Below are 406 nucleotides of genomic sequence, written 5' to 3' on the forward strand. Positions count from 1 at the left end.
CACGCCTGTTAGGGCGCCTATCGAGACCAACGCCATGATCAACCCGGCTATTAGCACTGGGTGCGCGAAGAGCGATAAATCCAGCATTGGTGTAGTAGTCCGAAGCTGCTGACGGGCGAAGACTGTAAGCAGCGCTAGGCTCAGGGACAGCACTGGTACAACTACCACGAGTGGTTGCGTGCCTCCGATCCCGGACTTGATCCCGTAGACGAAGGCTATGATGCCGGCGATCAGGATCAGTGCCTGGCCGATTGGCCATCTGCGAGGTGTCGTGGCTTCAGTGCAAGGCAACAGTAGGATGGCAACGGGAATCACTACCGCCATGATCGGCACATTAATTAGGAATACCGAGCCCCACCAGAAGTGCTCGAGGAGCGCCCCGCCAATCAGAGGCCCCAGTGCCGCG

The 406-nt window shown here is 58.6% G+C and carries 1 protein-coding gene; it reads right to left on the reverse strand.

Annotation, left to right across the window (positions count from 1 at the left end; genetic code table 11):
- Nucleotides 1-406: MFS transporter (locus tag SB717_RS33905; RefSeq protein WP_410907194.1), on the reverse strand; the 406-nt coding region annotated here is incomplete at both ends.

The sequence above is a fragment of the Priestia sp. SIMBA_032 genome, from assembly GCF_046535215.1.
In the GTDB taxonomy this organism is placed as follows: Bacteria; Bacillota; Bacilli; order Bacillales; family Bacillaceae_H; genus Priestia; species Priestia aryabhattai.